The organism is Pseudomonas farris (assembly GCF_019145235.1).
GTDB classification, from domain to species: Bacteria; Pseudomonadota; Gammaproteobacteria; order Pseudomonadales; family Pseudomonadaceae; genus Aquipseudomonas; species Aquipseudomonas farris.
The window spans coordinates 1-419 of sequence record NZ_JAHSTV010000037.1 but is presented as its reverse complement, the minus strand read 5'-3'; the positions used below and the strand labels follow the sequence as shown (position 1 = coordinate 419).

Annotated in this window: 1 protein-coding gene; it reads right to left on the bottom strand. The window is 63.0% G+C overall.

The genetic code is table 11. From position 1 onward, the window contains the following. On the bottom strand, positions 1 to 419 hold a 419-nt coding region (locus KVG95_RS29620; protein WP_302470712.1), incomplete at both ends, for a carbon starvation CstA family protein.

The following is a 419-nucleotide window of genomic DNA, read 5'->3' as shown; positions in this document are numbered from 1 at the left end:
GCCACGCCGATCACCGAGATTTCACCGATGCGACCCGGGCGGATGTAGCGCATGTAGATGCCCATGAACATCGCGATCGGGATGGTCGCCATCACCGTGAAAATACCCCACGGGCTTTCGGCCAGGGCCTTGACCACGATCAGCGCCAGCACCGCGAGGATGATGATCATGATCAGGAAGCAGCCAAACAGCGCGATGGTCCCGGGGATGCGGCCCATTTCTTCACGGACCATATCGCCCAGGGAGCGACCGTTGCGGCGGGTGGACATGAACAGGACCATAAAGTCCTGAACCGCACCGGCCAGCACCACCCCGGCAATCAGCCACAGCGTACCAGGCAGGTAGCCCATCTGCGCCGCCAATACCGGGCCGACCAGCGGCCCAGCGCCAGCGATGGCTGCGAAGTGGTGACCGAAAAG